The organism is Achromobacter xylosoxidans (assembly GCF_001457475.1).
Classification (GTDB): Bacteria; Pseudomonadota; Gammaproteobacteria; order Burkholderiales; family Burkholderiaceae_B; genus Achromobacter; species Achromobacter xylosoxidans.
Genome location: NZ_LN831029.1, coordinates 2494997 through 2517484 on the forward strand (window position 1 = coordinate 2494997; position 22488 = coordinate 2517484).

The window sequence follows — 22488 nt, forward strand, 5'->3', positions numbered from 1 at the left end:
CCGCGTCCGGCGCGTTTATTGCGGTTCGATCTTCGCGTCGATCGCGCGCTGGGTCCAGATCTGGCGTTGCGATTGCGCGAAGGCGCGGTGTTCGGCCAGCGTGTTGGGCGCGACCTGCATGCCCAGCGTCTCGAACTTGGCGATGCTGTCGGGCTCGCTCAGGATGCGCGTGATTTCGCGGTTCAGGCGCTCGACCACCGGAGCCGGCGTGTCCTTGGGCGCGGCCACGCCCACCCACACCACCAGGTCGAAATTCCGGTAGCCCAGTTCTGCCAGCGTCGGCACGTCGGGGAAGTCCTTGGAACGCGCCTGGCCGGTGAAGGCGATGCCCTTGAGCTTGCCGCTGTGCATGAACGAGGTCACCACCGACAGGTCGGCGAACAGGTAATCGACGTGGCCGCCCAATAGGTCGGTGACGGCGGGCGGCTGGCTCTTGTAGGGCACGGCGTTGGCGGCGGCGCCGGCGACGCTGTTGAAGGTGGCCCCGGCGATCTGGCTGGTGGGCGAGCCGTAGGCATAGTTCAGCGGCTTGGCGCGGGTGGCCTGCACCAGCTGCGACACCGAGCCGTAGGGGGAATCGGCGCGCACCACCAGCATCATGGGAATGGTGGCGATGCGGATGACGTGGATGAAGTCGCCGGTAGGGTCGTAGGGCAGCTTGCGGAACAGGGCGGGCGTGGCCGAGTGCGTCGAGCTGCTGGTCAGGATCAGGGTGTAGCCGTCGGGCGCGGCGCGCGCGGCGGTGGACGAACCGATGGTGCCGGACGCGCCGGGCTTGTTCTCGATCACGATCGGCACGCCCAGGCGCGGGCCGAGCTTTTCCGTGAGGATGCGGGCGCTGGTGTCGGTGGCGCTGCCGGGCGAGAACGGCACCACGATGGTGATGGGCTTGCCGGGGTAGGCGTCGTCGGCCTGGACGGCGCTGGCTGCTGTGCCCAGGGCCAGGGCGCAGCAGGCGGCGAACCGGCGCATGCGGCTGCGTTGCGGGGATCGGGTCATGAAAGTCTCCTGTGTTCTTCTGCGGCCGCGATGGCGTGCAACGGCCGCGATTTCCGTCATGATGCGGCCGCGCGGCTTATCGCAACAAGGGACTAATTTTCATAGACCTATTCCGTATCCGGATAAGTGCCGCGCCGTGCGCATCGGCCCGGCGCCGCCTCACGCCCGGCGCCGCCTCACGCCCGGCGCCGCCTCACGGTTCGGCGGCGTCCTCGTCGTAGCGGGTCGGGTCGGGCGCGGCCTCGCGCGCGCGCAGCGTCTTTTCCAGGTCCGCCAGGAAGGCGTCCGCCGCCAATGACAGGCGCGCGCTGTGGCGCTGGATCAGCCACAGCGCATGGCCGCGCTGGCCGGCGCCGCCGATGGGCGCGGTGACCAGGCCCAGCTGGCGCGCGAAGGCGCAGACGTAGCCGGGCACCACGGTGATGCCCAGGCCGGCCCGCGCCAGGTTCAGCACCGAGGTCAGCATGCCGGCCTCGATGCCGGACTGGAATTGCAGGTCGAGTTCGCCGCTGATGCGGTCGACGGCGCGCCGCACGCTGTAGACGTTGCGCAGCGTGATGTGCTCGTGCGCGGCCAGGTCGGCCCAGCGCAGCTGTTCGCGGCGCGCCAGCGGATGGCCGGGCGCGTAGGCGGCATGCATGGTGTCGCGGTAGATTACGCGCGCGGCCAGCTCGTCGCCGTCGATGTCGGTGGAGACGATGCCGAAGTCGGCGCGCCCGTGGCGCACGTGCTCGATGGTCTCGTCGGTGTTCAGTTCGAAGAGGTCCAGCTTCACGCCCGGATGGCGGCGGTGGTAGCGCGCGATCACCCCGCCCAGCAGGCCGACCATCATCATCGGCGAGCAGGCCACGCCGACCACGCCGCGCTCCAGCGAGCGCAGCCCGGACATGCTGCGTTCGGCGGCGCGCACCGTGCCCAGGATCTCCTGGGCATAGGCATAGAAGTCGGCCGCGCCCTCGCAGGGCGTGACGCTGCGGGTCGAGCGCTCGAACAGCGGCTGGCCGACTTCGGCCTCGAGTTCGGCGCACAGCTTGCTGACGGCCGATTGCGTGACGAAGGCGGCGCGGGCGGCGGCGGTGAAGCTGCGCAACTCGTAGAGCGCGCAGAACACGCGCAACTGCTTCAGGGTGATGTTCATGGTCGCGACGGAATGGGGGCGGGCGCCCCGGGAGGGCCCGGGACGCGCAAGCACGCGCCCGCCGCGTCCCGGGGAATCAATCCGGATCGAGCATATCGCGATCCGCGTCCTGGCGCGGCGCCAGGCGGCGGATCGACCCGGGCGTGCGCGAGAAGCGCACCGGGATCGCGGTGGCCGTGAGCGTGCCTTCGGTGGGATGCTCGACCCGCTGGAAAAAGCCGGTGGCGGCCAGGTGCGGGTCGTCGAACAGTGCCTCGGGCGGGTTGACGCGCGAGTGCGGAATGTCGGCGTTGGCCAGCAGCGCCAGCCAGTCTTCGGTGCTGCGCAACGCGACGATGTCCGCCAGGTCGCGGTAGAGCGCGTCGAAGTTGCCGGCGCGCGTCCGGGCGCTGGCGTAGCGTGGATCGGCGGCCAGGTCGGCGCGTTCGGCCAGGGTGAAGAAGCGCCGCCATTGGGCATCGGTATACGGCAGCAGCGCCAGGAAGCCGTCGCGGGTGCGGTAGGGCCGGCGCTCGGGCGACAGCACGCGGCTGTAGCCCATGCCGCCGCGCGGCGGTTCGAAGGTGCGCCCGCCCAGATGCTCGATCAACGTGAAGGACACCAGCGTCTCGAACATGGGCACCTCGATCGCCTGGCCCAGGCCGGATTTCTCGCGCTCGTACAGCGCCATCGGGATGGCGTAGGCCAGTGTCAGCCCGGCCACCTTGTCGGCCATGATGGTGTTGATGTAGGCCGGCGCGCCGCTGTTGCGGCCCTGCAGGTCGGCCAGGCCGCTCATGGCCTGGATGATGTCGTCGAAGGCCGGCTGGGCGGCGTAGGGACCGTCCTGGCCGAATCCCACCGCCGAGCAATAGACCAGGCGCGGGTTGCGCGCGCGCAGGCTGGCGGCGTCCAGGCCGATCCGCGCCAGCGCGCGCGGGCGCACGTTGGAGATGAAGACGTCGGCATCGTCGACCAGCCGCAGCAGGCGGCGCAGGTCGTCCGGGTCCTTGGCGTTCAGGGTGACGCTGCGTTTGTTGCGGTTCAGGTTCAGGTAGACGGCGCCCATGCCGGGCGAGGCGGCCGGCGCCGAGGCGCGGAACACGTCGCCCTCGGGCGCTTCGATCTTGATGATCTCGGCGCCCATGTCGCCCAGGATCTGGGTGGCGTAGGGGCCCATGCCGACCGAGGTCATGTCGATCACGCGCACGCCGGCCAGTGGGCCGGCGGCCGGGACAGCCGCCGTCATTGCGCCTCCCGCGCGCGCTTGCGGGCCAGGAACGGCGCCATGTGCCGGCGCGGCTCGTCGGTGGCGAAGGCCGCGCCGAAGGCGTCGACGCTGCGGTCCAGGCCGGCCTCGACCGTGGACGTTTCCCAATAGCGCAGCAGCGCCTTCTGTGAGCGCACGGCCAGCGGTCCGCTGGCCGCGATGGGCGCGACGGTGCGCTCGACCAGCGCGTCCAGCTCGCCGGCCTCGCACAGGAATTGCAGGAAGCCCCAGCGCAGCGCCTGCTCGGCATCGACCGTGGCGCCGGTCAGCAGCAGCCAGTTGGTGGCCCCCGGGCCGATCAGGGACGGCAGCAGCACGGCGTGGATCACCGACGGAATGCCGACCTGCACCTCCGGCATGCCGAAGACGCCGTCGCGCGAACCCAGGCGGATGTCGCAGGCCGCCGCCAGTTCCATGCCGGCGCCCAGGCAGAAGCCGGGCAGGCGGGCGATGGTCGGCACCGGCACCGCGCGCACCGCTTCGCATAGGTCGCGCAGGCGGGTGATGAAGGCGCGGCCGCCGTCCGGATCGAGTTCGGCCATCTCATAGATGTTGGCGCCGCCGACGAAGGCCTTGTCGCCGCTGCCGCGCAGCACCAGCGCGCGGGCGTCGGCCTGCGCGGCGATCCAGCGCACGGCTTCGGTCAGGCCCAGCGTGACCGGCGAGGCCAGGATGTTCAGGCTCTTGGCGTCGTCGATCCGCAGCGTGTAGACGCCGCGCGCGTCGCGCTCGATGTGGCTGTGGGGGAAGGCGGGAATCGGGGCGCTCATGGCGGGCTTGTCTCCGTGAAGTCGGGGGATGCCACTCATGCTAGGCCCCGCGGTTGATCACGACAAACAAGTAATTTTCATGGAATGAGTCCCGGTTGGAATAAATCTGCCCATGAACGGGACGGCCCGCGCGAGCGCCACGACGTCGACGCCGGCCACGCGCCTAGCGGTCCGCGACCGTGGTCAAGAGCGGCGAGTCGTACATCGCGGCGGGCGAGATGATGGGCTCGTCCCAGGGAATGTCCTTGCCGTAGCGCTCGCGCATCTTGGCCTGGACGGCGGGCGGACTCAGGTCGAAGCTCTTCAAGGGTTGCAGCGCGCCGATCCGCACGCCCAGCGCGCGCTGGTAGATCTTCCAGACCAGTTCGGAGCAGTAGATCCGTTCGTCCGACCAGCCGAACACCAGGTCGTAGGGTTTGCCGACATAGTCCGTGCCCACGCGAGCCAGCTGTTCGCGCGCCTCGGGCGTGAGCCGCGCCGTGTCGCGCAGGCGCTTGACGACATAGGCGCCGCGTTCGCCTTGCGCCGCCCAGGCCGCCAGCGGCGTGTAGCTGACCGTGGCGGCGGCTTCCAGCACGTAGGGCGCGCCCTGGCGCATCACGATCATGCCCATGTGGCTGTAGGGCGAGCGGGTGGCCTGCTGGATGGCCAGGCTCTGCGCGGAACGGGATTGCTGGAAGACCAGGTCGCCGGTCTGCACCGGCGGCGTGGCCCAGGCGGCGGGCGAGACCAGCGGGGCCAGGCATAGCGCCGCGGCCGCCACGGCGCTGGCCCGCAGGCCGGCCGCGCGGCGCCGGGCGTTTTCTGGATGAGGAGCGCGGATTGCGCGGGGCGTTGTCATCGGGTCCATTGCGTCGATTCCTGGCATGGGCGCAACAGTAGCATCCGCGCCGGATCGGCGCGTCAGGCGATGCCGCCGTTGGCGCGCAACACCTGGCCGTTGATCCAGCCGCCGTCGGCGCCGGCCAGGAACGACACAATGCCGGCGATGTCCTCGGGTTCGCCCAGGCGTTCCAGCGGCGGCATCTTGGCGTAGTGCTCGATCAGTTCCGCGCTCTTGCCCTGCTTGAACAGGTCGGTGGCGACCGGGCCCGGCGCCACGGCGTTGACCGTGATGCGGCGGCCGCGCAGTTCCTTGGCGAACACGCGGGTAAAGCCTTCCACGGCCGCCTTGCTGGCGATATAGAGGCCGTAGGTGGGCAGGTTCAGCGCCAGCGTGGTGCTGGAGACGTTGACGATGCTGCCGCCGTCGGCCAGCCGCGTGCCGGCCTCGCGCAGGGTGTTGAAGGTGCCGCGGGTGTTGATGTCGAAGGTCTGGTCGTAGACCTCGTCGGTGGCCTCGGCCAGCGCCTGCAGCTTCAGCACGCCGGCGCTGTTGACCAGCACGTCGATGCGTCCCAGGCCGGCCTCGACCTGGTCGAACATGGCGCGCACCTCGGCGGCTTTGGACACGTCGGCGCGCACCGCCAGCGCCCGGCCGCCCGCGGCGCGGATCTCGCCGGCCAGGGCGTCGGCTTCGGCCGCGCTGGCGGCGTAGTTGATGGCGACGGCGAAACCGTCGGCGGCCAGGCGGCGGGCGATCGCGGCGCCGATGCCGCGCGAGGCGCCGGTGACCAGGGCGACGCGTTGGGAGACTTGGGAATTCATGGTGACTCCTGGGTGGAATGTAGGACGAATCATGCGGTGGAACGAATCATGGACTATTCCAAAACAAAGATAATTAGGCCAGTTTTGCTAACATAATTTCATCTGTATTAATAATAGAGCCCGCGCATGGACCGTTTCCAGGAAATGCAGGTGTTCGTCCGGATCGCCGAGCGGCGCAGTTTCTCCAAGGCGGCCGAGGATCTGCGGATTCCGCGGGCCACCGTCACCAATCTGATCAAGCGCATGGAAAAGCGCCTGGGCGCGCGCCTGCTGGAACGCACCACGCGCCAGGTGCGGCTGACCCATGACGGCGAGGCCTATTACCGGCGCTGCGTGCGCCTGCTGGCCGACCTGGAGGAAGCGGACGGCGCCTTCCTGAACACCGCGCCCAAGGGCCTGTTGCGGGTCAACATGCAGGGCACCCTGGCGCGGGTGTTCGTGATGCCGGCGTTGCCGGGCTTCCTGGAGCGTTATCCCGACCTGGTGCTGCACCTGGGCGAAGACGACCGTCTGGTGGACCTGGTGCGCGAGGGCGTGGACTGCGTGCTGCGCGCCGGCACGCTGCAGGACTCATCGCTGGTGGGGCGCCAGATCGCCCTGATGCCGCAGGTCACCGTCGCCAGTCCGGCCTACCTGGCGCGCTACGGCGAACCGGCCACGCTGGATGATCTGGAAGGGCACCGGGCGGTGGACTATGTGTCCTCGTCCAGCGGCCGCAGCCTGCCGCTGGATTTCACGGTGGACGGGCGCAACGTGCTGGTGCGGCCGGGCTCGGTCATCAGCGTCAGCGGCGCCGAGCTCTACGCCAGCGCGGCGCTGGCCGGGCTGGGGTTGGTCCAGGTGCCTCGCTACCGCGTGGCCGAGGACCTGGCCGCCGGCCGGCTCAAGCTGGTGCTGCCCGGCGCGCCGCCGGCGCCGATGCCGGTGTCGGTGCTGTATCCGCAGAACCGCCAGGTGTCGGCGCGGGTACGGGTGTTCAGCCAGTGGCTGGCCGGCATCTTTGGCCGCGCCTTCGGCCAGGACGATCAGACGATGCCGGTCAGGTAGTACACCGCGATCACCAGGAACACCGACAGCGTCGAGATCAGGGTGATGGCGAAGATGTCGCCGTAGGACTGGCGGTGCGTCAGGCCGGTGACGGCCAGCAGCGTGATGACGGCGCCGTTGTGCGGCAGCGTGTCCATGCCGCCCGAGGCCATGGCGGCGATGCGGTGCAGCACCTCCATGGGGATGCCGGCCGCCTGGGCGCTGTCGATGAAGGTCTGCGCCATGGCCGCCAGGGCGATGCTCATGCCGCCCGAGGCCGAACCGGTGATGCCGGCCAGCGAGGTCACCGCCACCGCCTCGCCCACCAGCGGGTCGGGAATCGCCTTGAGCGCGCTGGCCACCATCAGGAAGCCGGGCAGCGCCGCGATCACGCCGCCAAAGCCATATTCCGCCGCCGTATTCATCGACGCCAGCAGCGCGCCCGAGACCGCGCTCTTGCTGCCTTCGGCGAAATGCGCCTTGATGTGCGAGAACGAGAACAGCAGGATGGTGGCGATGCCGGCGATCAGCGCGCCCATCACCGCCCACAGCGCCACCTGGTCATGCGCGTTGACCGGCAGGGGCTGCGGCAGGCCGGGCAGTTCGACCTGCGAGCCGGCCGGGTACCAGCCGGGAATCCAGCGCGTCAGCAGGAAGTTGGCCACGCCCACCACCACCAGCGGCAGCAGCGCGACCAGCGGGTGATGCTCGCGTCCGCCGGCGGGCGTGTCCGGTTCGTTGCGCAGTTCGGTGCCGTAGCCTTCGCCCGCCAGCGCGGCGCGCTTGCGGCGCCATTCCAGGTAGGCCACCCCGACGGTCAGCGTGAAGGCCGCGCCGATCAGCCCCAGCCAGGGCGCGGCCCAGGTGGTGGTTTCAAAGAAGGTGGTGGGGATGATGTTCTGGATCTGCGGCGTGCCGGGCAGCGCCGTCATGGTGAAGGTGAACGCGCCCAGCGCGATCGCGCCCGGCATCAGCCGCTTGGGAATGCCGCCCTGGCGGAACATCTCGGCCGCGAACGGGTAGACCGCGAATACCACCACGAACAGCGACACGCCGCCGTAGGTCAGCACCGCGCACACCAGCACGATCGCGATGATGGCGCGCTCGGCGCCGATCAGCCGCAGCACCGCCTGCACGATGGCGCGCGAGAAGCCGGACAGCTCGATCAGCTTGCCGAACACCGCGCCCAGCAGGAACACCGGGAAATAGAGCTTGGCGAAGCCCGCCATGCGCTCCATGAAAATGCCCGAGAACACCGGCGCCAGCGCCGACGGGTCGGTCAGCAGCACCGCGCCCATGGCCGCGATGGGCGCGCAAAGGATGACGCTGTAGCCTCGATACGCCGCCAGCATCAGGAATGCCAGCGCCGCCACCACGATAAACAATCCGGTCATTCGTTACTCCAGGAATGAAGGGTCAAGGGGTGTGGGGCTACACCTTAACCGATCGTTCCCGGCGGCTGTCTGACAGGGCGGGATGCCGGCCCGTTGTCGGACCGGACCCCATGCGCGCGTCAGTAGGTGGCGCGCAGCGTCAGCATCACGTTGCGCGGTTCGCCGTAGATGCCGTAGAAGTTGGACGGCACGCGGGCGTAGTAGTGGCGATCGAAGACGTTGTTCAGCGTCAGCGAGGCGTCCAGGTTGCGGTTCACCTTGTAGCCGACCTGCGCGTCGACCACCGTGTAGCCGCCTTGCCACGAAACGTTGTTGCGGCTGGTGCGGCTCTGCGCGCGCACGCCGCCGCCCACGCGCCAGCCCGGCAGCACGTCGGGCGTGAAGCGATAGGTGGTCCAGACCTTGAACAGGTGCTTGGGCGTTTCCGGGTTGACGATCTGGCCTTCCTGCGTCGGGTCGGACAGGTAGCGGGTCTGCAGGTAGGTGTAGCCGGCGTACAGGTCCCAGTTGGGCAGCAGGCGGCCGCTGATCTCGGCCTCGACGCCCTGGCTCTGGGCCTCGCCCTGCGCCAGGTAGCGGCCCGGGTTGGCGTCGTCGGCCACCGCGCGGTCCTTGTCGCGGATGCGGAACAGCGCCAGCGAGGCATTGGCCGCGCCGTCCAGGAACTGGCCCTTCAGGCCGATCTCGTACTGCTTGCCGGTGCGCGGCTTGAGCGGCTTGCCGTCGGCCGTCATCTGCCAGGCTTCCGAGAAGGCGTAGATGTCCGAATAGCTGGCGTAGGCCGACAGCCACGAATTCAACTGCGCTACCGCGCCGTAGTAGGGCACGAACTTGCGCACCTCGGGATCGCGCTGGGTGTCGCCCGCCACCGGCAGGATGGCCTGGGTGGCGTTGCGGTACCAGCTCTGGCGTCCGCCCACGATCAGCGTCAGCGGGTCGGCCACGTTCAAGCTCAGCTGGCCGTAGACGCCCATCTGGCTGGACTTGGAGTCGTCGCCCGAGGTGTAGGGCAGGTCCGGATCGGGCACGTCGATGTCGTGGATCGACACGTTGCTGATGTTCATGCCGCCGGAGCGGCTGTCCTGGCGCCGCTCGGCGTAGTTGGCGCCGATCATGGCCTGGTGGGTGCGGCCCAGCAGGCTGAAGGGGCCGGAGGCATGCGTATCGAAGCCGATCCAGCGGATCTGGTCCTTCTGCGTCTGCAGGCGGTAGCCGGCGCGGTCGTTGGCGGGATTGACCGGGCCGTTGACGTAGCCGTAGCGGCTGTCCATGTCGGTCGAGCGGTAGTTCATCGACACCTGGCCGGTCCAGCCATTGGCGAAGCGGTGGCTCAGTTCCGAATAGATTTCCGACAGGGTGGTGTCGCCGCGCGACCAGTCGGTGCCGTAGAAGCCTTTGCGCGGCGAGTCGATGATGTGGCCGTTCGAGTAGATCGACAGGCCGTAGTCGAACGGCGCCTCGCGCTGGCGTTGGTAGGCCGCCGACAGCGTCAGGGTGGTGTTGGCGGTCAGATCGAATTCGAGCGAGCCGTAGGCCAGGCCCTGGCGATTGTGGGCCTTGTCGAAGAAGAAGTCGCGGTCCTGCGCGGCCAGGCCGGCGCGGGCGCGCACCCGGCCGTCGGCCGTGATCGGGCCGGTCGCGTCCAGTTCGGTGCGGTAGTTGTTCCACGAGCCGGCCATCACCGCGCCGGTCAGGCTGAAGGCGTCCTGTGGCCGCTTGCGCACCAGGTTGACGGTGCCGGCGGGGCTGCCGAAGCCCTGCAGCAGGCCGGCCGGGCCGCGCAGCACCTCGACGCGGTCGTACAGCGCCAGGTCGAACTGGGGCAGGTACTGCAGCGCGCCGTTGGCCGGCACGCCGTCGAACTGCACGTCGGTCTCGTAGCCGCGCGCGGTGAAGTAGGCGGTGCCGTCGCCGTAGGTCATGGCGCTGACGCCGGTGGTCTGGCGCAGCGCGTCCTCCACTGTGACCATGTTCTGGTCGTCCATGCGCTGGCGCGTCACCACCGACACCGAGTTGGGGATGTCGCGCACGTTGGCGCCGGTCTTGCCGATGGTGACGGTATTGGCGGTGTAGGACTGCGAACCCTCGGTCTGGCCGGGGTCCGACAGCTTTTCGGCGGCACCGGTGACTCGCACGGGACTCAGTTGCGGCACCTCGTCGGCGGCGCGGGCCAGGACGGGCAGGCCGGCCTGGGCCAGCAGGGCGGCGGCGAGGGTCAGGCGGAAGGCGGGGAGGCGGCGTGGGACAAATGCGACAGGGGGAAGTGCGACGGGCGTCATTTTCTTTTGAAAACAATGGGAATCATTTGCATTAATGATAAAAAGCAAGTTCCCTGTTTGCTGGACAGAAAATGTCGAAAAACAGACATAACTGGCTGGATTGGGGGCCGATCAACCCTTGCTATCGAAATCCCGCCAATGCGTGAGTTTCCCGTCGATGCGCCGCCCGTGGTGGCGCGCTCGTTCCACTACGAAGATGGCCAGCGGCAAGAGCCGCATTCGCACGAGCGCATCCAGCTGATGTATTCGCCCACCGGCATCATGCGCGTCATGACCGAGGACGGCGCCTGGCTGCTGGCGCCGATGCGCGCGCTGTGGATTCCGCCCGGCGTGGCGCACGAGGTGCGCATGGTCGGCCAGGTGACGATGCGCTCGGCCTTCATCGCGCCGGACGCCGCGCCCTGGCTGTGGAAAGATACCTGCGCGCTGGACGTGGCGCCGCTGATGCGCGAACTGATCCTGGCGCTGAACCAGCCGGCGGCGCGCCACGGGCCCGTGCAGCGCCTGAGCGCCGAGCTGTTGCTGAACCTGCTGGCCGGCACCGAGCGGCAGCATCGCCAGTTGCCGCTGCCGTTCGACCGGCGCCTGCGCAAGGTCTGCGCCGCCGTGCTGCAATCGCCCGGCAACGACGACACGCTGGAGCAGTGGGGCGAACGGATGGGCGCCAGCGCGCGCACGCTGGCGCGGCGCATGAAGGACGAGACCGGCATGAGCTTTCACAACTGGCGGCTGCAGGTACGCATCGACGAGGGCATCTGCCGGTTGTTGCAGGGGCAGTCGGTGGTGAACGTGGCGCGGGCGCTGGGGTATGCCAGCGCGAGCGCCTTCGTCTATATGTTCCGCAATGTGATGGGGGTGTCGCCGACGCGGTATCTGGAGCAGATCGCCGGCGGTTGAGGCGGGGACGCCGGTTCTAGCGGTCCAGTAACGCCAGCGCCTGCCTGGCGATCTCCAGGTCGATCGCCGCATCGTCTCCATCGCCCATGAACCAGGCCGCCGACAGCCCGCACCAGGCCACCACCCATTGCAGCAGCCGGCGGCGCTCCAGTCCGGATTCCTCCAGCACGATGCCGAGGCGGCGCTCGAAGCGGCCCGGCGCGATGGCCACCGGGGGCTCCGGATCGGACAGGTCGGGGTTGCAGAAGATATTGGCGTAATCGAAGGCCCGTTCGCCGTACAGGCGCTTGGGGTCGATCACCAGCCAGCCGCGTTCGCCGAAGTCCAGGACATTGTCGTGGTGCGCGTCGCCGTGCAGCACCACCTGGTCGCGCGGGTCGTCCAGCAGCGCGCGGGCGAAGCGGGCGCTGTGCGCCAGGATGCCGCCGCGCGCCCGCGCCATCGGCCACAGCTCGACGAACCATTCTTCCAGCGACCGCAGCGGCGGCAGCGGCCTGGCGCGCGGCGCGTGCAGCTCGCGCAGCACGCCGCACAGGATGCGGGTGGCTTCGTCGTCGCGGCCGTTGCGGGCATAGCCGGCCAGCGAGCGCGTGCCGGTGGCGCGTTCGAGCAGGATGGCGTCGCCGTCGTGCGCCAGGACCCGCGCGGCGCCGTGGCCGTCCCACCAGGTCATCAGCACGCCGCCTTGCCGTTCGTCTTCCTCGACCGCGACCTTCAGCATCGCCGGCACGCCGGCCTGGCGCACCGGCAGCAGGCGCGCGGCATGGGTCGTGATGGGGGCGCCATCGGGCACGAGGTTCCAGCGGGACAGGTAGGTGTCGAACATGGGCGGGCGGGTAGGGCGCCGGGTCGGCGGCGGGCAGGGCTACGGTATCAGAGAATGCCGGCCGCCGCCGCCAGCGCCGCCGCCTTGCGCGCGATGGCCGCCACGCCGAAGCTGGTGGCCAGCGCCTGGCCGTCCAGTTCGGCCAGGGACACCCAGCGGGCGTCCAGCGCATCGTCGCCGGCCACCGGTTCGCCCGACTGCCAGCGGCACAGTACCGCGACCAGGATGTAATGGCGGCGCAGCGCGCCGCTGTCGTCGTGGTCGAACACGTCGACGGCGTCGAACACCTGCAGCGCCTGCGCGCGCACGCCGCATTCTTCGAACAGCTCGCGCGCGGTCGCGTCTTCGAGGCGCTCGCCGGCCTCGATCTTGCCGCCGGGAAAGGCCCAGCGGCCCTGGTCCGGCGGGTTGGCGCGGCGCACCAGCAGCACGTGGCCGTCGCGCAGCACGGCGGCGATGGTGGCGGGGATGGGGCGGGAAGGCTGGGCGGTCATGGCAGGTCGGGCGAGAGGCCGTCGAGCATCATCGCCAATCCATATTCGAAGGTCGCGTCCGGTCCCTGCCGGTCCAGCGCCTTCATGGTGCGTGCCAGGGCGGGCGGGGGCGCGGGCGGCGCGACGCGCTCGGGCGCGGCGGCCTCGCCGGCCTGCTGTTCCATCACCGAGCCGACCACGTAGTGGCTGATGGCCACCAGCGCATTGGCGGCCCGCAGCGGCGTGAAGCCGGCGTCGCACAGCAGCTTGATCTGCGCCTGGACGCGATCGTATTGCGGTTCGGCGGGGCGGGTGCCGGCGTGGATGCGGGCGCCGTCGCGATAGGCCAGCAGCGCGCGGCGGAAGCTGCGCGCGTTGGCGTACAGGAATTCCTTCCAGGGGCCGCCCGGAGACGGCAGGGTATGCATGTGCTCGCGCATCATGGCGTCCGACAGCGCGTCCAGCAGCGCCTGCTTGCTCTTGAAATGCCAGTACAGCGCCGGTTGCTGCACGCCCAGGCGTTCGGCCAGCTTGCGCGTGGTCAGGCCGTCCACGCCCACCTCGTTCAGCAAGTCCAGCGCGGCGGCGATGACGGCGTCGCGTTGCAGTTTGGCCATAGGGACTCCTTGTTGGGCTTGATAATTTATCACTGATCAATTTATGATGCACGAACTTATCACCGATAAATTATTGCCTCGATGCCGGACCGCGCCATTGCCTTGCTGTTGTTCATCGTCACCCTGGATGCCGCGGGCGCCGGGTTGATCATGCCGGTGCTGCCGGGCCTGCTCGACCAGCTTGGCGATGCCGCGGCCACGCCGGCCCATTACGGGGTGCTGCTGTCCCTGTATGCGCTGGCGCAGTGCCTGGCCGCGCCCGTGCTGGGCGCGCTGTCGGATCGCTACGGAAGGCGGCCGGTGCTGCTGGTGTCGCTGGCGGGCGCCGCCGTCGACTATCTGGTGATGGCGGCCGCGCCGGCATTGTGGGTGCTGTACGCGGGACGCATCCTGGCGGGCATTACGGGCGCCACCGGCGCGGTGGCCGGCGCCTGCATCGCCGACGCCGGCGATCCGTCGCGGCGCGCGCGGCGCTTCGGCCAGTTGTCGGCCTGTTTCGGGCTGGGCATGATCCTCGGGCCGGCGCTGGGCGGCCTGGCGGGGCTGGCCGGCGCCCGTATGCCGTTCGTGGCGGCCGCGGCGGCCAATGGCGTGGCCTTCCTGACGGCCCTGGCGTGGCTGCCGGAATCGCGCCGGGGCGCTCGCGCGCCGTGGTCGTGGCGCGCGCTGGATCCGATTGGCGGTCTGCGCCAGGCACTGGGCGGCAAGAACCTGGCCGGCCTGCTGTGGGTGTTCCTGGTGATGCAGATGGCGGGGCAGGTGCCGGGATCCCTATGGGTGCTGTACGGACAGGACCGCTTTCAGTGGGACGCGGCGGCGGTGGGCCTGTCGCTGGCCGGGTTTGGCGCCTTGCACGCCGTGGCGCAGGCGACGCTGCCGGGCCCGTTGAGCGCGCGCTTGGGCGAGCGCGGCGCGCTGGTGGTGGGCATGGCGGCGGACGCGGCGGGGTATGTCCTGCTGGCGTGCGCCACGCAGGGCTGGATGGCGGCGCCGCTGATGCTGCTGCTGGCCGCCGGCGGCGTGGGCGCGCCGGCGTTGCAGGCGCTGCTGTCGGCGCGGGCGGGCGCGGGCAGCCAGGGGCAGTTGCAGGGCGCCATGAACAGCCTGGCCAGTGCCGCCGCGATCGCCGGCCCGCTGGCCTTCACTACGTTGTACGCGGCCAGCGTCGGCGGCTGGACCGGCTGGCCCTGGGTGGCGGGCGCGGCGCTCTACCTGCTGTGCGCGCCGACGCTGGCGCGGCTGGGCGCGCCTGGCGACGCGGCGCCGCGGGCCCGCTAGCAGATCGCCCGTCCGGGCCGCGGCGGCCTAGCGCAAATCCCGGTAGTGGCGGCCCGCCCCTTGGTGCACACTGTCAGGCGCGCCGCCATGAGCGCGTTGGATAACGACAGGGCCTGCGCTCGGGCTCGCGGGGGGAAGCAGCATGGACACGCCGGACCGGCAATTGCGCTATTTCGTGCGGATCGCGGAATTGAAATCGCTGTCGCGGGCCGCCGAGGACCTGGACCAGACCCAGTCCGGCCTGAGCCGCCAGCTGGCGGCGCTGGAAGCCCACGTGGGCAAGCCGCTGTTCGTGCGCACCGGCCGCGGCGTCGAACTGACCGAGGCGGGCGCGCGGCTGCTCGATGGCATCCTGCCGGCCTATCGCAGCATCGACCAGACGCTGGAGGCGGTGCGCCAGCGCGAAGGCGTGACGCAGGGCTCGGTGCGGTTGGCTACGGTGCATACGCTCAGCTACTACTTCATGGCCGAGGTGGTGGCGCAATTCGTCAGCAGCCGCGAGCACGTCAATCTGTCGGTCATGGGCCGCAGTTCGCCGGAGGTGGTGGCGCTGGTGGAAAGCGGCAAGGCCGACATCGGCTTCGTCTATGACGCCGCGGTGGCCTCTGACGCGCTGGCCTCGACGCCGCTGTTCGACGACGACATGTGCCTGATCGTGCGGCATGGGGTCGCGGTCGAGGATGGCGCCGACCTGGCCGCCATGACGCTGCGGCTGGTGGGTTTTCCGCCGCATTACGCGTTGCGCAAGATGATCCACAGCGCCGGCCTGCAGCCCGAGTTCGTGGCCGAGGCCGAAACCATCGACGCCATGCTCAAGCTGGTTTCCTCGGGGGTGGGCGCCTGTATCCTGCCCTCGCGCATCCCCGACAAGCTGCTGGCCGACTACGGCCTGCGCAAGGTCGTCATCCGCCAGCCGGTGCTGCGCCGGCGGGTGGTGGCCATCACGCTGGCGCAGCGGCCGCCGCTGCCGCTGGTGCGCGAGCTGCTGGACTGCGCCCGCCGCATCGCGCGGGATTGAGTCGGCGTTTACCCGTACCGCTCCGCCGGCGCCCCTGGGGAGCGCCGCGCCGAATAGCTGCTATGAGCGCCGCTGCATGGCTCGCCGGCGGGGCGCTTTCCATACTGTCCGCCAAGGCGCGCCCTCCGTGCGCGCCACCCGACCGCATCAGGAGGCGGCAGCATGGACAACACCCTGCGCGAAAAAGCGTACTTCGACACCCGCGCCACCCAGGAAATGGCGCAGCACCTGCGCGCCGTGCCGCGCACCATCCAGGAGACCATGGCCTATGCCTGCCGCATCCTGGCAATGACCGAGCAGGAAGCCGGCCTGGCCGGCCAGATCAGTGTGCGTTCAGAGCGCCCCGGCGCCTACTGGACGCTGCGCTTCGGCCTGGGTTTCGACGAAGCCACGCCGGCCGACTTCATCGAGGTCGACCGTGACCTGCACACGCTCACGGGCGAGGGCATGGCCAATCCGGCGACGCGTTTCCACCTGTGGGTCTACGAGGCGCGACCCGACGTGCAATCCATCATCCACACCCATTCGCCGTGGGCCTCGGCGCTGGCGGCGGCGCGCCAGCCGCTGGTGATCGCGCAGATGGACATGACGCCGCTGCACGACGACTGCGCCTTCCTGGGCGAATGGCCCGGGGTGCCGATCGCCGACCAGGAGGGCGTCATCATCTCGGGCGCGCTGGGCGCCAAGCGCGCCATCATCCTGGCGCACCATGGCTACCTGACGGCCGGCGCTTCCTGTGAGGAGGCGACCTACCTGTCGGTCTACCTGGAACGGGCGGCGCGCATGCAGATCCGCGCGCAGGCCTTCGGGCCGCTGACGCCGGTGGACGACGCGCTGGCGCGCGAGGCCCACGACTACCTGCTCAAGCCGTCGATCGTGCGCGCCACCTTCGACTACTGGTGCCGCCAGACGCATGGCGTCGCGCCGCTGCCGCGGCCCGCCCGTTGATTCGACGCCGCTCACATACCTATATCTCCAAGGGGAAGTCACGATGATGACGACCAAGACAGCGCCCGCGCGTTCGCGCCGGGACTACGTAACGGCCGGCCTGGCCAGCATGATGGGCACCACCATCGAGTGGTACGACTTTTTCCTGTACGGCACGGCCGCCGCGCTGATCTTCAACAAGATATTCTTTCCGTCGTTCGATCCGCTGACCGGCACGCTGGCCGCGTTCGCTACCTATTCGGTGGGCTTTTTCGCGCGGCCGCTGGGCGGCGTGATCTTCGGCCACTACGGCGACAGGATCGGCCGCAAGTCCATGCTGCTGATCACCTTGCTGCTGATGGGCGTGCCCACCATCCTGATCGGCCTGATCCCGTCGTATGAGCAGATCGGCTACTGGGCCGCGGTGCTGCTGGTGCTGATGCGTTTTCTGCAGGGCATCGCGGTGGGCGGCGAGTGGGGCGGCGCCGTGCTGATGGCGGTCGAGCACGCGCCGCAGGGCAAGAAGGGCTTTTTCGGCAGCCTGCCGCAGGCCGGGGTGGCGCCGGGCCTGATCCTGTCGTCGCTGGCGATGGGCGCGGTGGCCGGGCTGCCGGAGCAGGACATGCTGTCGTGGGGCTGGCGCCTGCCGTTCCTGGCCAGCGTGGTGCTGCTGGCGGTGGGTTGGTTCATCCGCGTCAAGGTGGCCGAATCGCCCGACTTCGAGCAGATGCGCGACAAGGGCGCCAAGGTCGAGGTGCCGGTGGCGGCCGTGCTGCGCCATCACCGGCGCGCGCTGTGGACGGTGGTGGGCGCGCGGCTGGCCGAGGTCACCTGGTTCTACACGGTGGTCACGTTTTCGCTGGCCTACGCCACCGGGACGCTGGGCATTCCCCGTGCGGTGATGCTGGACGCCACCATCTGGGGCGCGGCATTGGCGTTGTTCACCATGCCGCTGTTCGGCATGCTGGGCGACCGCATTGGCCACAAGTGGGTGTTCATGGCCGGCGCGGTCGGCATCCTGGCGTGCGCGCCGCTGTTTTTCCAGTTGCTGGCCACCGGACAGACCGGCTGGATCATCGTCGCGGTATGCCTGGCGGTGGGATTGGTCTACGCTTGCCTGTACGGTCCCGAGGGCACGCTGTTCTCCAGCCAGTTCCCGGCCGAGGTGCGCTACACCGGCATCTCGCTGGCGGTGCAGGTATCCGGCGCGATCGGCGGCGGCCTGGCGCCGATCGTCGCGACCTGGCTGCTGGCGCGCGCCGGCGGCGATCCGAAATACGTGGTGTGGTACCTGAGCGCGCTGGGCGTGGTGGCGGTGTTCAGCGCCTGGCGCATGCGCGGCGATACGCCGGCGCAGGCCGCGCTGGGCGTGCCGGCCGGCGCCCGGACCTGAGGACGACATGAAGACCATCGACTATTACTTCTGGCTGAACTCCGACTGGGCCTACCTGGGGGCCGACCGGCTGGAGGCGCTGGCGGCGCGCCAGCAGGCGCGCATCCGCTACCTGCCGGTGGACCTGCCCGAGGTCTATGCGCGCACCGGCGGCGTGCTGCTGGGCCAGCGCGCGCCCGAGCGCCAGGCCTACCGGGTGACCGAGCTGGCGCGCTGGTGCCGCAAGCTCGGTATCCACGTCAATGCCACGCCGGCCCACATGTGCCCGGACGCCGGGCTGGCCTCGCGCCTCGTGATCGCCGCCGATGCCGCCGGCCTGCCGGTGGCGGCCCTGTACAAGGCCATCCTGGCCGCCGAGTGGTGCGAGGAGCGGGACATCTCGTCGCCGGACACGCTGCGCGCCATCGCGCGGGAGCAGGGGTTGGATGCCGGCGCGCTGATGGCCGCCGCCGAGCAGCCGGCGACGCGGCGGGCCTACCGCGACAACACCGACGCGGCGGTGGCGGCCGGGGTGTTCGGCTCGCCGTCGTACGTGTATCGCGGCGAGCTGTTCTGGGGCCAGGACCGGCTGGAGATGCTGGAAGAGGCGGTCGCCGCCTCGCGCTGAACGCAGGCGGGCGCCGCGAGCCCGGGGCGCTTTCGTGGCTCGTGGCGCCATTGTCGTTCGGCCCCGGGCGATGAGGCCGTGGCGGCGCCGTCGCCAGGGCCAGCCAGCGCCGGCGGACCGGCCCGCCGGTCTACTTCGCCGCCGCCTTCACCAGCGGGCAGGTCGACTTGGACAGCGGCATGAAGGCCTCGTCGCCCGGCAGCGTCGCCACCAGCTTGTAGTAGTCCCAGGGCCGCTTGGATTCGGCTGGCGTCTTCACCTCGAACAGGTACATGTCGTGGACCATGCGGCCGTCCTCGCGGATGCGGCCGTTGGTGGCGAAGAAGTCATTGATCGGCATGGCCTTCATCTGCTTCATCACCGCGTCGGGCGCATCGGTGCCTGCGGCCTGCACCGCCTTCAGGTAGTGCATCACCGAGGAATAGGTGCCGGCCTGGCTCATGTTGGGCATTTTCTTGAGCTTGTCGTAGTAGCGCTGCGACCAGGCGCGGGTCTGGTCATTCATGTCCCAGTAGAAGGCCTCGGTCAGCATCAGGCCGGCCGCCGCATCCAGGCCGATGGCGTGGATGTCGTTGATGTACAGCAGCAGGCCGGCCATCTTCTGGCCGCTTTGCGTCAGGCCGAATTCGCGCGCCGCCTTGATGGCGTTGACCGTGTCGCCGCCGGCGTTGGCCAGGCCGACGATCTGGGCGCGGCTGGCCTGCGCCTGCAGCAGGTACGAGGCGAAATCGCTGGTGCCGATGGGATGGCGCGCGGCGCCCAGCACGGTGCCGCCGCGGGCTTTCACCACCTCGGTGGCCGAGGCCTGCAGGGTGTGGCCGAAGGCGTAGTCGGCGGTCAGGAAGTACCAGCTCTTGCCGCCGCGGTCGACGGTGGCGCGGGCGGTGGTGTTGGCCAGCGACCAGGTGTCGTAGGTGTAGTGCACCGAATACGGCGAGCACAGGTCGTTGGTGATGCGCTCGGTGCCCGGGCCGCTGAACACCACGATCTTCTTTTTCTCGCGCGCCACCTCCAGCACCGCCAGGGCTGGCGCCGAGCCGGCCACGTCCAGGATGGCGTCGACCTTCTGCGTGTCGTACCACTCGCGGGCGCGGGCGGCGGCGATGTCGGCCTTGTTCTGGTGGTCGACCACCATCAGGTCGATTTTCCTGCCCAGCACCTTGCCGCCGAAGTCGTCGATGGCCATCTGGGCGGCCGTGGCGCTGCCCTTGCCGGTCACGTCGGCATAGATGCCGCTCATGTCCAGGATCAGGCCGAGGCGGACGATATCGTCGGAAATGGCGGCGGGGGTGGTCTGCGCCATGCTGGCGGCGCCGACGAACAGGCTGGCGCCGCAGGCCGCGGCCATGGCTGCGGCGCGCGGGAAGCGGCGGGGAGGGGGGCTGCGATGCTGCGAAATCCGGGGCATGGGGGTCATGGTTGTCTCCATTTATGGTTATGCCGGATGCTTGCGGGCACTGCGGGCGCTTTGGCCGGATGGCCGCGCTTTTGTGATGGGTCGGGAACAGCGGGCGAACGCGGGTTGGCGCGTGCGCCGCCGGCCGCGCGTCGGCCGGCGAAGTCTCCTGGGAAGGTCGGTGGCGCTAGCGCTGGCTCAACAGGTCGAACTCCATGCGCACCTTGCGGAACGGAAATTCCAGCCGCGCGAAATACACCACGCGGCCGTCGATGCAGGCGTAGCGGCGCAGTTCGGCCACTGGCGAGGACACCGGGATGCGCAGCGATTCGGCCGACTCCTGGCCGGCCTCGATCACATTGAGCACCTGGCGCGCCTCGCTGATGCGGGCGCCGTAGAACTGGTCCAGCACCGGCGCCACCGTGCTTTTCTGGATGCGGGCGCGATGCTTGCGGAACAGGCTGCTTTCCAGAAATACCTCGCTATAGCAGAACGGCCCGGCCTCGGTGGTGTGCACCCGCCGCAGGTACTGGAAACTGCCGCCGCGCTGCGCCGCGCACGGCATGCCCAGCGTGTCGGGCAGCGGCGAATCGGCGCTCGACTCCACCAGCGACACCGTGCCCAGCTGGTTGCTCAGTTCGACCGTCTCGGCCCAGGTCTTGGGAATCAGCAGCGTCGGCGTCTCCGGCAGGTCGGCGTTGACGAAGGTGCCGGACCCGCGCGAACGCCGGATCAGGCCGTCCTGTTCCAGCTGGCCGAGGGCCTGGCGGATGGTGGCGCGCGAGATGCCATAGGTTTCCATCAGCGCTTCCAGCGGCGGGATCTGCTGGCCCGGCCGCCAGGTGCGGTTCTGGATATGGCTGCGAAACAGCGCCGCCGCCTGCAGGTAGAGCGGTTGAGGGCTGTGCGAGAAAAGCGGGCGCGCGGGCATGGTCGGATCGGTCAGGAGGTAGCGGGGGCGGCGAGCAGGGCGTCGGCCATCTCGCGCAGCCGGTGTTTCTGGATTTTGACCGAATTGGCGCTTTCCACGGACGGAAACGCATCCAGCACCGTGAAGCCGGCGGGAACCTTGAAGCCGGCCATGGCCTGCTTGCAGGCCGCCGTCCAGCCGGTCGCGTCGGCGCTGGCGCCTTCCCGCAGCAGCACGAAGGCGTAGGGCACGGTCTTGCCGTCGCGGGTGGCGCCGACCACCTGGCAGGCGCGCACGCCGGGCAGCGTTTCCACCATCTGTTCGATCTCGACCGGATTCACCAGGAAGCCGGACAGGCGCAACGAGTCGCCCATGCGGGTCTGGAACACGAACTGGCGCGGGTTCAGGGTGTAGCCCAGGTCGCCGGTCCGGAAGTAGCCGTCGTCGGTGCAGGCGCGGGCGGTGGCCTCGGGGTTGTCGAGGTAGCCGCGCATGAGGCTGGGCGACAGGATTTCCAGCTCGCCCGATTCGCCGTGCGGCAGGATTGCGCCGCTGGCCGGGTCGCGCGCCCGCACCCGCGCCTCGGGATAGATCAGCGTGCCGCCTGGCTGGTGGCGCGCGGCCACGTCGCCCTCGGCGGGGTCGCGCGGCTGGCCGGCCACCAGCGCGATCAGTTCGCTGGACCCATACAGCCCCGTCAGCGGCACGCCGGCCGCGCGCGCCAGGTCCAGCATGTGGTCGAGCGCCGGCGTGAAGCTGGCGAAGCCGAACAGGCGCGCCGAGGCGAATGCGCCGGGCGCGGCCGCGCGCATCATGGCGACCAGCGCCTCGTTGTTGGCGTAGGTGTGGCTGACCCGGTGGCGCTGGATCGCGGCGGCCGATTCGGCCGCGTCGAACACCGGCGCGCACACCACCGGCACGCCCCGCGCCAGCCCGCCCGCCAGCGTGGCGAAGCCGAACGCGCCGCAGAACGGCGCGCTGGCCAGCACGCGGCTGTCGTCGTCGTAGCCGAACGCTTGCGCCACCGCGGCGCCGTGGCGCAGCAGGGTGCCCTGGTCATGCAGCACGAACTTCGGCTGTGAGGTGGTGCCGGACGTGGTGAAGCACAGCACGCCGGCGTCGGGCTGGGGCGGCGGGGGCGTGTCGGCGCAGGCGCGCAGGTCGGCGTAGCGGTGCACCGGCTTGCCTCGCAGCGACGCGGCGGCGGGTTCGTCCGCTTCGGACACGGCGACGATGCCTCGCAGCCGCGCCAGGTGTTCGGGCGCGACGCCGTCCAGGATGCCCTGGAAGTCGATACCCTTGAAGCCGGGCCAGAACACCAGCCAGTCGGCGCCGCCACGGCCGAGGATGTCGGCCAGTTCGAGGGAGCGAAAGCGCGTGTTGACGGCCAGCGCCAGCGCGCCCAGGTGGGCGCAGGCCAGGAAGGTCTCGACCCAGGCGGCGCAATTGGGCAGCCATACGGCCACGCGCTGGCCGGGCCGCACGCCGATGCGCGCCAGGCCGGCGGCCAGGGCGCGGCTGCGCGCGCGCAGTTCGGCGTGGCTGATGGCCCGGTCGCGGTCGATCAGGGCGGGGCGCCCGGGGTGGCGCGCCGCCAGGGCGTCGAGGTGTTGCGAAAAGAGGAGGGAGGATTGCGTCATGGCG

General features: G+C 70.1%; 21 protein-coding genes. 7 read left to right on the forward strand and 14 right to left on the reverse strand.

Going from position 1 to position 22488, the window contains the following annotated elements; genetic code table 11:
* Positions 1–15 precede the first annotated feature (15 nt).
* The 6 genes from AT699_RS11265 to AT699_RS11290 all read right to left on the reverse strand — a co-directional run bounded on the left by AT699_RS11265 (position 16) and on the right by AT699_RS11290 (position 5803).
* Entirely contained in the window at positions 16–999 is a 984-nt protein-coding gene (locus AT699_RS11265) for a Bug family tripartite tricarboxylate transporter substrate binding protein (protein ID WP_024068536.1), read from the reverse strand.
* A gap of 193 nt (positions 1000–1192) precedes the next feature.
* Entirely contained in the window at positions 1193–2137 is a 945-nt protein-coding gene (locus AT699_RS11270; protein ID WP_024068537.1) for a LysR family transcriptional regulator, read from the reverse strand.
* A gap of 76 nt (positions 2138–2213) precedes the next feature.
* On the reverse strand, positions 2214–3365 hold the full coding sequence (locus tag AT699_RS11275; RefSeq protein ID WP_024068538.1) for a CaiB/BaiF CoA transferase family protein: 1152 nt from the start codon (positions 3363–3365) through the stop codon (positions 2214–2216).
* On the reverse strand, positions 3362–4156 hold the full coding sequence (locus AT699_RS11280) for an enoyl-CoA hydratase (protein ID WP_024068539.1): 795 nt from the start codon (positions 4154–4156) through the stop codon (positions 3362–3364). The genes AT699_RS11275 and AT699_RS11280 overlap by 4 nt, the downstream gene beginning before the upstream one ends.
* A gap of 163 nt (positions 4157–4319) precedes the next feature.
* On the reverse strand, positions 4320–5006 hold the full coding sequence (locus tag AT699_RS11285) for a YiiX family permuted papain-like enzyme (protein WP_024068540.1): 687 nt from the start codon (positions 5004–5006) through the stop codon (positions 4320–4322).
* Between the two features lie 53 nt (positions 5007–5059).
* The gene (locus tag AT699_RS11290) at positions 5060–5803 is read right to left on the reverse strand and encodes an SDR family oxidoreductase (protein ID WP_024068541.1); all 744 of its coding nucleotides are present in this window, start codon (positions 5801–5803) and stop codon (positions 5060–5062) included.
* A 126-nt stretch (positions 5804–5929) separates the two neighbouring features.
* On the opposite strand from AT699_RS11290, the gene AT699_RS11295 reads away from it, so the two are divergent.
* Entirely contained in the window at positions 5930–6850 is a 921-nt protein-coding gene (locus AT699_RS11295) for a LysR family transcriptional regulator (RefSeq protein ID WP_024068542.1), read from the forward strand.
* On the opposite strand, the gene AT699_RS11300 is transcribed toward AT699_RS11295, so the two are convergent.
* Together AT699_RS11300 and AT699_RS11305 are read right to left on the reverse strand one after the other, a co-directional pair.
* The gene (locus tag AT699_RS11300; RefSeq protein ID WP_006387010.1) at positions 6829–8223 is read right to left on the reverse strand and encodes a GntP family permease; all 1395 of its coding nucleotides are present in this window, start codon (positions 8221–8223) and stop codon (positions 6829–6831) included. The genes AT699_RS11295 and AT699_RS11300 overlap by 22 nt on opposite strands.
* 119 nt (positions 8224–8342) lie before the next feature.
* Complete coding sequence (locus tag AT699_RS11305) at positions 8343–10502, reverse strand: TonB-dependent siderophore receptor (protein WP_058207293.1); 2160 nt, start codon at positions 10500–10502, stop codon at positions 8343–8345.
* 138 nt (positions 10503–10640) lie between these two features.
* Between AT699_RS11305 and AT699_RS11310 the strand changes: the two genes are divergently transcribed.
* Positions 10641–11399 (forward strand): AraC family transcriptional regulator, encoded by a 759-nt coding sequence (locus AT699_RS11310; protein ID WP_006387012.1) that lies wholly within the window; start codon positions 10641–10643, stop codon positions 11397–11399.
* 16 nt (positions 11400–11415) lie between these two features.
* Here AT699_RS11310 and AT699_RS11315 read toward each other — a convergent pair whose 3' ends face one another.
* The 3 genes from AT699_RS11315 to tetR are packed head-to-tail and all read right to left on the reverse strand — an operon-like array spanning position 11416 to position 13315.
* A complete protein-coding gene (locus AT699_RS11315) occupies positions 11416–12225 on the reverse strand; it encodes an aminoglycoside phosphotransferase family protein (RefSeq protein ID WP_020927205.1) in 810 nt (269 codons plus the stop codon).
* 47 nt (positions 12226–12272) lie between these two features.
* Entirely contained in the window at positions 12273–12719 is a 447-nt protein-coding gene (locus AT699_RS11320; protein ID WP_020927206.1) for an NUDIX hydrolase, read from the reverse strand.
* The gene (gene tetR / locus AT699_RS11325; RefSeq protein WP_020927207.1) at positions 12716–13315 is read right to left on the reverse strand and encodes a tetracycline resistance transcriptional repressor TetR; all 600 of its coding nucleotides are present in this window, start codon (positions 13313–13315) and stop codon (positions 12716–12718) included. Before tetR ends, AT699_RS11320 begins: the two co-directional genes overlap by 4 nt.
* Before the next feature lie 81 nt (positions 13316–13396).
* On the opposite strand from tetR, the gene tet reads away from it, so the two are divergent.
* From tet to AT699_RS11350, 5 genes are all read left to right on the forward strand, one after another.
* Complete coding sequence (gene tet / locus AT699_RS11330; protein WP_020927208.1) at positions 13397–14593, forward strand: Tet(A)/Tet(B)/Tet(C) family tetracycline efflux MFS transporter; 1197 nt, start codon at positions 13397–13399, stop codon at positions 14591–14593.
* 142 nt (positions 14594–14735) lie between these two features.
* A complete protein-coding gene (locus tag AT699_RS11335) occupies positions 14736–15611 on the forward strand; it encodes a LysR family transcriptional regulator (protein ID WP_006387017.1) in 876 nt (291 codons plus the stop codon).
* Positions 15612–15773: 162 nt separating this feature from the next.
* On the forward strand, positions 15774–16559 hold the full coding sequence (locus tag AT699_RS11340) for an aldolase (protein WP_020927209.1): 786 nt from the start codon (positions 15774–15776) through the stop codon (positions 16557–16559).
* Between the two features lie 43 nt (positions 16560–16602).
* Complete coding sequence (locus tag AT699_RS11345) at positions 16603–17931, forward strand: MFS transporter (protein WP_058207294.1); 1329 nt, start codon at positions 16603–16605, stop codon at positions 17929–17931.
* Positions 17932–17938: 7 nt separating this feature from the next.
* Positions 17939–18538 (forward strand): 2-hydroxychromene-2-carboxylate isomerase, encoded by a 600-nt coding sequence (locus tag AT699_RS11350; RefSeq protein WP_024068545.1) that lies wholly within the window; start codon positions 17939–17941, stop codon positions 18536–18538.
* Between the two features lie 130 nt (positions 18539–18668).
* Here AT699_RS11350 and AT699_RS11355 read toward each other — a convergent pair whose 3' ends face one another.
* From AT699_RS11355 to AT699_RS11365, 3 genes are all read right to left on the reverse strand, one after another.
* The gene (locus AT699_RS11355) at positions 18669–19886 is read right to left on the reverse strand and encodes an ABC transporter substrate-binding protein (protein WP_047992964.1); all 1218 of its coding nucleotides are present in this window, start codon (positions 19884–19886) and stop codon (positions 18669–18671) included.
* Positions 19887–20121: 235 nt separating this feature from the next.
* Positions 20122–20865 (reverse strand): GntR family transcriptional regulator, encoded by a 744-nt coding sequence (locus AT699_RS11360; protein ID WP_020927213.1) that lies wholly within the window; start codon positions 20863–20865, stop codon positions 20122–20124.
* 11 nt (positions 20866–20876) lie between these two features.
* Positions 20877–22484, reverse strand: a complete 1608-nt coding sequence (locus AT699_RS11365) for an AMP-binding protein (RefSeq protein ID WP_024068547.1) — start codon at positions 22482–22484, stop codon at positions 20877–20879.
* Positions 22485–22488: the final 4 nt, after the last annotated feature.

Excerpts from the sequence above, each read along its gene's own strand:
- AT699_RS11265 (WP_024068536.1), bottom strand. The coding sequence starts at position 999 with ATGACCCGATCCCCGCAACGCAGCCGCATGCGCCGGTTCGCCGCCTGC.
- AT699_RS11270 (WP_024068537.1), bottom strand. The coding sequence starts at position 2,137 with ATGAACATCACCCTGAAGCAGTTGCGCGTGTTCTGCGCGCTCTACGAG.
- AT699_RS11275 (WP_024068538.1), bottom strand. The coding sequence starts at position 3,365 with ATGACGGCGGCTGTCCCGGCCGCCGGCCCACTGGCCGGCGTGCGCGTG.
- AT699_RS11280 (WP_024068539.1), bottom strand. The coding sequence starts at position 4,156 with ATGAGCGCCCCGATTCCCGCCTTCCCCCACAGCCACATCGAGCGCGAC.
- AT699_RS11285 (WP_024068540.1), bottom strand. The coding sequence starts at position 5,006 with ATGGACCCGATGACAACGCCCCGCGCAATCCGCGCTCCTCATCCAGAA.
- AT699_RS11290 (WP_024068541.1), bottom strand. The coding sequence starts at position 5,803 with ATGAATTCCCAAGTCTCCCAACGCGTCGCCCTGGTCACCGGCGCCTCG.
- AT699_RS11295 (WP_024068542.1), top strand. The coding sequence starts at position 5,930 with ATGGACCGTTTCCAGGAAATGCAGGTGTTCGTCCGGATCGCCGAGCGG.
- AT699_RS11300 (WP_006387010.1), bottom strand. The coding sequence starts at position 8,223 with ATGACCGGATTGTTTATCGTGGTGGCGGCGCTGGCATTCCTGATGCTG.
- AT699_RS11305 (WP_058207293.1), bottom strand. The coding sequence starts at position 10,502 with ATGACGCCCGTCGCACTTCCCCCTGTCGCATTTGTCCCACGCCGCCTC.
- AT699_RS11310 (WP_006387012.1), top strand. The coding sequence starts at position 10,641 with ATGCGTGAGTTTCCCGTCGATGCGCCGCCCGTGGTGGCGCGCTCGTTC.
- AT699_RS11315 (WP_020927205.1), bottom strand. The coding sequence starts at position 12,225 with ATGTTCGACACCTACCTGTCCCGCTGGAACCTCGTGCCCGATGGCGCC.
- AT699_RS11320 (WP_020927206.1), bottom strand. The coding sequence starts at position 12,719 with ATGACCGCCCAGCCTTCCCGCCCCATCCCCGCCACCATCGCCGCCGTG.
- tetR (WP_020927207.1), bottom strand. The coding sequence starts at position 13,315 with ATGGCCAAACTGCAACGCGACGCCGTCATCGCCGCCGCGCTGGACTTG.
- tet (WP_020927208.1), top strand. The coding sequence starts at position 13,397 with ATGCCGGACCGCGCCATTGCCTTGCTGTTGTTCATCGTCACCCTGGAT.
- AT699_RS11335 (WP_006387017.1), top strand. The coding sequence starts at position 14,736 with ATGGACACGCCGGACCGGCAATTGCGCTATTTCGTGCGGATCGCGGAA.
- AT699_RS11340 (WP_020927209.1), top strand. The coding sequence starts at position 15,774 with ATGGACAACACCCTGCGCGAAAAAGCGTACTTCGACACCCGCGCCACC.
- AT699_RS11345 (WP_058207294.1), top strand. The coding sequence starts at position 16,603 with ATGATGACGACCAAGACAGCGCCCGCGCGTTCGCGCCGGGACTACGTA.
- AT699_RS11350 (WP_024068545.1), top strand. The coding sequence starts at position 17,939 with ATGAAGACCATCGACTATTACTTCTGGCTGAACTCCGACTGGGCCTAC.
- AT699_RS11355 (WP_047992964.1), bottom strand. The coding sequence starts at position 19,886 with ATGGCCGCGGCCTGCGGCGCCAGCCTGTTCGTCGGCGCCGCCAGCATG.
- AT699_RS11360 (WP_020927213.1), bottom strand. The coding sequence starts at position 20,865 with ATGCCCGCGCGCCCGCTTTTCTCGCACAGCCCTCAACCGCTCTACCTG.
- AT699_RS11365 (WP_024068547.1), bottom strand. The coding sequence starts at position 22,484 with ATGACGCAATCCTCCCTCCTCTTTTCGCAACACCTCGACGCCCTGGCG.